Below are 8,148 nucleotides of genomic sequence, written 5' to 3' on the forward strand. Positions count from 1 at the left end.
CAGCTACTGAACCATCAGCTACTGAACCATCAGCTACTGAACCATCAGCTACTGAACCATCAGCTACTGAACTTCAGACAATAGCAAGAGATCCCTTAACCTTGAATTTTATAAAAGATGGAACCCCTGGCACACTCATAACCACAGTAAAGCTAATAGGGGAAGAGGAAGGAAAAAATGAGAACTGCATTCCAGGTGATGATAAAAATGTCACAGTGGATAAGTGGACATACAGATGCCCGAAGCACGGACAGAGTTACAATAATAAGTACCGCATAGAATACCGTATTGGAGGCAAAACTTGTTTCACTGAATACCAACCAGATGCAGATCAGCTCTCATATGAATTATCCGGAAAAAAACATCTACCTGAGAAAAATTGTAAAGAAAAGTCTGATGAAGGTCCTACAGTTGCACGTAACACATTAAATAACGCTGGAGTTCCCTATGAGTTACCTGCTAGTTTATATTGGGAAGGAAAAGAGTATCCACTGAAAGAAGTCATCACATTTCCCCCATCCAATAGCACCAATGGCATAAAATTTCATATTGATCAAGAATCGCATGGTTGCGCCATATATATGGGCTGGGATGAAGATAAAAAGGAATATATCTTTTCAAATGCTAATAGTGCAGAAGAAGACGCTTGCTGGCATAAAGTATTTCCTTGGAATGAGCAGTGGGGAGAGTTTGCAGTCGAAGACAAAGCAATCCACTGTGAAGTACTTGATGAAGAAAAGTATGAAGTTCACTGCTGGGCTCCTCAAAAAATCTCGGAAATAAAGAAAAATAGAAATGGCATTCAGATACAAAAAGACTACAATCTTGGCTTTAGCACTTTTATGGCTAAAAATGATGGGAAAGACAACGGGTCGCAGAAAGAAATTACAGTTGAACTCTTCTCCGAATATATTAAAGAGCGTCTTCAAGAATATTTAGACAAGGGCTTCTCTGTAACATATCAGTATGCAACTAAAAACGACGATACTCATTCCCCTCTAGGAGAAAAAATACCCGTAAATACAGAATTCTTAAGTGACCCGCGTGGCAAAATTAATCCAGCGGTCTACGAAAAACTACCGGATACGATTCTTATTCAGATTACTCAAGAATTAGACTCGAACAAATGTTCTCTCCCAAAGGAATTCAAAGAGAAGGGAATAATCTATGACTGGACAATCGGTAATGCAGACTCTTCCAAGGATAAGAGCGGCCTGAATGCAGAAAAATATGATCCCTCTTGCAAGGAAGAGCTAATAATTTCAATCCCAAGCCAGCTAAAAGATGATATAGAGTGGCCAGATGAGTTGGCTTGTGAACCAACGCAAGATGCACCTAATATATTTAAATGTCAATTAGATAACAACATTGATACAATAACACTCCCTTTTAAAATTAAAGGGCTAAAGCCTTATGAGGCAGCAATCCCCAGTAATAAAAAAATAAACATAGCTCTGAATGATTTACAACTAAACATATCAGAAGAGATTGAAAAGTCAGTTAAAGAACTGAATGAACTGAATGAACTAAATGGCGAGTTTATTTATGAATCATGTATCTCAGATGAGGAATGCACTAATGAGAGAAAAGCATTACCTCATCATGATGAAATTAAGCAAATTCAATTTTTAATGACTGAGAAATTGGCTAAAAAAATCAAAATATCGCTTAAGAATGATCAGTGTTATGAGAATATCCACCCCATATTCTGGAATCTCAGCACGGGAATAATAGATGGGGACATCCCGCAGACACTGACACAAAAAAGGGTGATTACAAGATTTGCCAAGGAAGGCAACCCATTTGGAGAAGGTGTAGTACTAAAAGCTTACCAAACACGGGAAGAATGCGAAGGAAGCCAAAAAGTAATAGGAGAAGCTCCAACTGGTTCACTATATTCCTTACGACTACCATCTTGCGCAAACAGCGTATGGGTTAAAGCAGAGAATTTAACAGGTAACAAAACGGAAGCCCAATGTCAGGAAAAAATGAATCATATTGTAACACATGCAGATAAGCAATATTGGGAAATCAGTGTTACGCGCGACGAGGAAAGTACTCAGGCAGCCGCAGAGATAGCCAATAATACATCGCCGACAAGTTATATATTGGTTCTTAATGATAAGGCATTAATATCTAAAGATTCTGATTCTTCCACTCCAAACATCGAGCCGCAAGCATATAGAGATTTATTCAAAAAACTACTTAAAAATAATTTTGAAATTATTCGGTTAGACAGTGGCATACCCGTACTGATCATTAGAGAGAATAACCTACGCGACATAGACTTCCAGACGCAGCCATCCCAACTGGATATATTTATGCTGGTTGGTCAATTTCTCGATACAAAATTACTAGACAAGCAATTAACAGCAGATACGGTCAAGAATATTTATGTTATTACGTCCCAAATGCCTGAAAGTGATTCCGCAAAGGCAAACGAACTACCTAGCGGCATGTTGGGGACAGCAATTAAAAGCTGGGTCGAGAAAGATAATAAAATGAAATTTATATCATACAAATGTAACAATTATGACGAAACCTATTGTATTAACTTTAATGGGATCGGTCAGCTAGAAGCACAGATTAAATAGTGAGGTTCTGTACGATGAGTATTCTTAACAAAAAAATATTGCTCGGTTTATACATGGCAATTCTCTGGGTGGGCACTACTCTTTTTTCTATCCCTGTTCAGGCAGAAAAAACACATGACAAAGAAATAGAAAGAGCCGGTCTGTGTACAGAACCCCGTTTTGATGAGGGTAAATTAGGGAACACAACGATATTGCGAGTATTGAATCAAGATGCTCCAGCTTATAAAAATCCAAATGACACATCCCCCAGTAATCAACTAAATTTTGGTGATGTTCTGGCGATTTATGATGATAACTTTTACGAAAATGAGCGTATTCGTGTAAAGAGCTTCCATACAGGAGACGATGTTGGTTGGGTAAAACGGGAAGACATGTTATGTGGAAATAAAGCAAGGACAGCAGAAAATGGGCTGACTGCCAGAATTTTTGTAAGAACTGATGACATCACTTATAGCAATGATGAAGACAGGTTGCAGGGGTTGGAGGTTTCTCAGAGATACGATGGCATGAAATGCGGAGATGAATGTCAAAAGCTATCACGTTTCACTGGGTATTTTGTATTTGCTAAAAAGCAAGTATCTGACTGCCAAAGGACAGAGGAATTACTGTGTAGCAAATTTCTTATTGCCAATAAACTCGAATTAACCGGAAGTGACGTGCTTGTTGGCTGGATCGGTAGTGATAACGCATTTGAGTGGAACAATGGTTATGGGTTGAGAGGTTCTGAATCTTTGGCTAAGAAAGATGGCTTTATATGTGGCTATAGAACTTTAGAAGAAGCGAAAAAAGATACCAAGGAAAACTGTTATGCAAAAATGGCCGGAGGTACTGCATGGTATGAACGAGAAAATCGCATGCTTATGCTGGATAAAATATCGGATGAGAAAGGAAATAATATTTACAAAGTAATAGCCCCGCTAAGAAAAGATGGCTTTGTTGATATTTCAAAAGAAAAAACAAAAGCCATTGGCGATTTAAGACGCTTGGATATTATGTTTGTTATTGATGGAACACACAGCATGACGCCTTCAATGGATGCTGTTAAGCGCACCATGAACAAACTGGTTGGGGGGCTGCCAACGGGAGTGCAATATCGTTATGCATTCCAGGTTTATAGGGACGCTTATGCAGAAGATAAAAACCTTGGTGATTATCATAACCTCCCCGACAGTTGCGACATAAACGAAGATACGTTAAATGAAGAAAGAGATAAGTTCATCAAAAAACTAGAAGAATCTGTAAAAACCACAACCAATGATACAACCTCACCCAGACCTGATAAAGACCCGGAAGAGAACCTGTTTGGCGGCATGAATCAGGCTATCATGCATTTACGTGGAAACTGCCCTGAACACACTAAAATTCTTTTTGTCATTGGAGACACTGGTTATAGTGGACTGAACCAAAAGAGTTACGGGCAACCTGAACTTAAAATAGAACCATTAGTTGATTATTTAAAAGGGGAAGCAAAGCTTTCTGACAGTGAAAGCGGAAATACTGAACAAGGAACAACCAAACCAATTGTCCCATTTTTCTTGCAAGCTGAAAACAAAGACCCTGGTAATGAACGCTACGAAAACGCCTATAATTTGTTTACACGACAAGCAAATTCTTTTGTCGATGCTATATTAGCTGATGTCAGACAACGATTTACAAAATTAAACATTGAGCAAAAAATTGAAAATCAAGACTATGTATATTTAATCAATGATAATATGTTAGTTGATCGTATCACTGAAACACTTAAACAAATTGCAAAGCCAACATTATTCTCTGAATATGAAACACGTAAAGAAAATGGTGAATCAACCGATGAAGCAATCAGAAATATGGTGGGTGACCCGCGTTATGGTAACACATTGGGGGTTGTGTACGATCAGATTATTTTATCTGAATGTAGTTCTGTTAGTGAGTGTAAAGAACAAAAAGTCGATGTTATTCGCGAGTTTTACATCAGAGAATCTCCTGACCTTGCTATGGACATATGGATGCAGCCTGATAGGTTCGCCGTCTTTGTTAATGATATGAATGATGTAAAAAAGACGCTTGCTGAAGTAAAGAACCGGGATGATAAAAGAGAAGCAATAAAGACAGTACTCACACGTTTATTTGACGCAAAATTAAATTACTCAGCTGCTGAACATTGGCCTGACAGTACTATTGCAGAATTATACCGTAAGTTGAATATTGCTGTACCAGAGGATTCCCCGCTATTTAACATAAAGTTCAAAGACTTTAACGAATTAGAGCAATGTGTTATTGAAAATATGTCGCATTGGATTTCTTCTTATACTGTGTTTATGAAACTGATTGCGGATGAAGATCGTAGCCTGCCCATTTGTGGAACAACAACAGGAGTTAATATTCAAGATGAAACAGGTAAAGACGTAGGGAAATTAGGTTTAAAAACAGTTGATGATGCAGTGAGTTATTTCCCGCCACTATGCGGACGCAGTACCGATGAACTCGAATCAATTAGGAAACTAATTGCCGAAGAGTGTCCAGTCGGGGCTAAGATGCAGCAATTAAATAATCTGGTCACACTCAAGACACCTATAGGTTCCAGCTTTCTGCTTCCACCAACCATGAGCATTAAATATTGCTCTGGAATCTGTGAAGAGAATGCCCCTCCAAACATGATGTGGATACCTAAAATCATGTTACCCTAATCTGACAAATAAACATCACGTTACCAACATGAAATCTATACACTGCGAGACACATAATTTAATCATTAAGCGAAAATCAGCAAAAACTGAATTTACGCTTGTCGTTGATGATATTTTTTTTTCATCACCCAACAATTCCAGCCTATCAATTCCTTTTATTGGTCGTAGTGGTGCCGGAAAAAGTACACTACTGGAGGCTTTGGCTGCAATGTTATGGCCAACTTCTGGCAGTATCTATTGGAAGTTTGACAATGAGTGCTTTGAATGGGATGCCAAAAGACCTTTGTCGTCAGATAGGCTTGCTTTGCTCCACTCAAAATATATAGGCTTTGCTTTTCAGGATTCAACATTAACTCCGTTTCTTACTATCAGAGAAAATCTTATTTTTCCACAAAGATTATTGAATAAGTCAAGCGATGAAACTGAAAGGTATGCTCACGAATGGGTTGAGAATGTATTTTCTGAAAAATCAGAGAATATTTTATCAAAATATCCTTATCAATTATCTGGAGGACAAAGACAAAGAGCATCATTGATCCAGGCAGTTTGCAATGACCCTTATGTACTATTTGCAGATGAACCAACAGGAAGTTTAGATAATGATACCAGAAAAGAGGTAATGGATGTTATTAAAGACTGGCAAGAAAAAAAATCCGGAACATTTCTTTGGGTAACTCATCATACAAGTGACCAAGAAAACAGGGATTTATGCATTCAAGTATGCCAAGGAAAAAACGGAGAGCCAAACACAGCTCACCTGATTAACAACAGAGCATCATACCCATGCAAGTAAATTATCCATTAATAATTTGGTTGGCTACTAAAGAACTTATCATCGCAATACAATCCAAGCATGGCGTTGAAAATAAATGGGATTTTCCACGCCTAGTTATTTTGCTTAGTTTAATAATGTCTTTATCTTTTTTTGCAGTTGGAATGCAACATGGTTTATCAAATAGATTTGCAGCTGTATTGTTAGGGGAACTACCTGGGAGTGGCATTCCTATTTGGTTAAATGCCAATATATTAGATGGCGGCTCTGGCATTGATAAGCAAGCTATCATTGAAGCATCAACAAGATATAAATTTCATCCATATGAAGATGTCGATGCTAGCAATTTCCGTCTACCTAGTTGTGACACTAATGATAATCGCCCTTATAGCAATACAACATGTAAACTATGGCAGCCAAAGCTTTCAAATAAAGCAATTTTTTCTGGAATTGCTGTTTTCTCTGACGATCCATTATGGAAATATGCATTTCCATACAATGCTGAACACGAACAAATAAACTTATCTATTGTCTTAAGCAAGAAAAAGTTTAAAGAAAACTTTGATTTTGATGCATACAAAAATGAAATGGAGACCCGACTACCTACTAAGTATAAGAATGAGCTGCCAACGTCCCAAGAAGAGTTCTTTTCTGATGCAGGCCAGAAAGGGATATGGGTGAGTTTAGGCAGAAGCCCTGAAATGCGACTACTTGTAAAGATGCGAGTCAAATGGATAAGCCATATTCCCACACAAGGAGATCATGCGTTTCTATTGCCAATGGAAATTTATAAAACTCTTGAACTTTCCAAATATGGAAACATCAATAATAGTTATTATCCACAATCATTTTCTGATTTGTATACATCTACAGTAAGAGTACGGGCTAAAAACAATAATCTTGATTTTAACAACCTTCCAAGATGCAAATCAGAAAATAGCGAAAGCATTCTACCCGAAGATATAAACACCACGCCAAGTATAAAGTACAAACAACTAGCCAACTGTTTGCAACAAATAAGCTCAAAAGGCAAGGGTAATAAGGGAGAAGTAATTTTTCGTAAAACTGATAATATTTGCATGAACAGTAGGGTTGGTGAATTATTATTCATTGACTATAGATTAGGGATACCGAAACCTGATTCTTGGATACAAGAATGCCTCAGTCAATACAACATCAAAAAGTGCGATTCATCAGAAGGTTTAAATGACGACTTATGCACCACCCAAATTGAACATATATCTGACAAATATATCTCAGTCGACTATATTCGTAATTCCGATGGTATTTACCAATATAATATTACGGCAGGAGCAAAAAAAGAGATCAAAAATAGAACCAAAGTCACAAACCAGAATACAAACGTTAATGAAAAAGAAAAGGATATTAGCAATAACAATGAACTCACCAAGTTCAATCATGCTTTTATTTACATAAATGATATTAATACCCTATCTTCATCCATTAAAGAATTAAAAAGCCTTCCTAACAAACCTTTTAATTTCCATGACATGTATGAAGACTCTCTAAAAAGATTTAATATACTGCAAGAAATACTAAAAATCCTTGGCAACTTTAACTACACCGTCATGTTATGTTTCTCCATCACCCTTTTAGTTATAAAGTTGTGGATAATAATTGATCACCGAAAAAAGAATTACGTTACATATATGGCAAAAGGGATTAGCCTAACCAATATTCAAGCATTGGTTTCATTTCAAGTTATTATTACTTCACTTGCGGCATTATTCTTCTCTTTTATTCTCACGAAATCTTTCTCCCTTATAATGTCCTATCTTATTAGAGAAAAACTGACTCCATACCAGGACATGTTAACAAATACGCATATTGACCTATTACCTGTTGAATGGCATGAATATGGCATTGTCTTTGCTTTAGCGGTTGCAATAAGCACACTAGCTTCTTTGTTTATTTTGCGGTTTGTTCTAACAAAAAAATCCTAACACTCTAAATAGCCAAAAGAAACCATATCGCATCCCCCAATAATTAATGGAGGGTTGATTAACGAATATGAAATCGTTTTCGACCTCAAATACTCCCCAGCGCCGCCAGCTCCGTCAGCGGCCAGCGCGGACGCGCATTAATCACCGCC

Annotated in this window: 4 protein-coding genes; 3 read left to right on the top strand and 1 reads right to left on the bottom strand. The window is 37.4% G+C overall.

Annotated elements, in window-relative coordinates; translation table 11 throughout:
• Positions 1-2,037 precede the first annotated feature (2,037 nt).
• Positions 2,038-2,091, bottom strand: coding sequence for a hypothetical protein (locus KKC91_01170; protein MBU0477168.1), 54 nt, complete (start codon positions 2,089-2,091; stop codon positions 2,038-2,040).
• A gap of 517 nt (positions 2,092-2,608) precedes the next feature.
• Between KKC91_01170 and KKC91_01175 the strand changes: the two genes are divergently transcribed.
• Genes KKC91_01175 through KKC91_01185 form a run of 3 tightly spaced genes read left to right on the top strand, consistent with a single transcriptional unit; the run spans position 2,609 to position 7,999 of the window.
• Entirely contained in the window at positions 2,609-5,263 is a 2,655-nt protein-coding gene (locus KKC91_01175) for a VWA domain-containing protein (GenBank protein ID MBU0477169.1), read from the top strand.
• A 28-nt stretch (positions 5,264-5,291) separates the two neighbouring features.
• Entirely contained in the window at positions 5,292-6,056 is a 765-nt protein-coding gene (locus tag KKC91_01180; protein ID MBU0477170.1) for an ATP-binding cassette domain-containing protein, read from the top strand.
• Entirely contained in the window at positions 6,047-7,999 is a 1,953-nt protein-coding gene (locus tag KKC91_01185; GenBank protein ID MBU0477171.1) for a hypothetical protein, read from the top strand. Before KKC91_01180 ends, KKC91_01185 begins: the two co-directional genes overlap by 10 nt.
• The last annotated feature ends 149 nt before the right edge of the window (positions 8,000-8,148 follow it).

This window comes from bacterium (assembly GCA_018812485.1).
In the GTDB taxonomy this organism is placed as follows: Bacteria; JAHJDO01; JAHJDO01; order JAHJDO01; family JAHJDO01; genus JAHJDO01.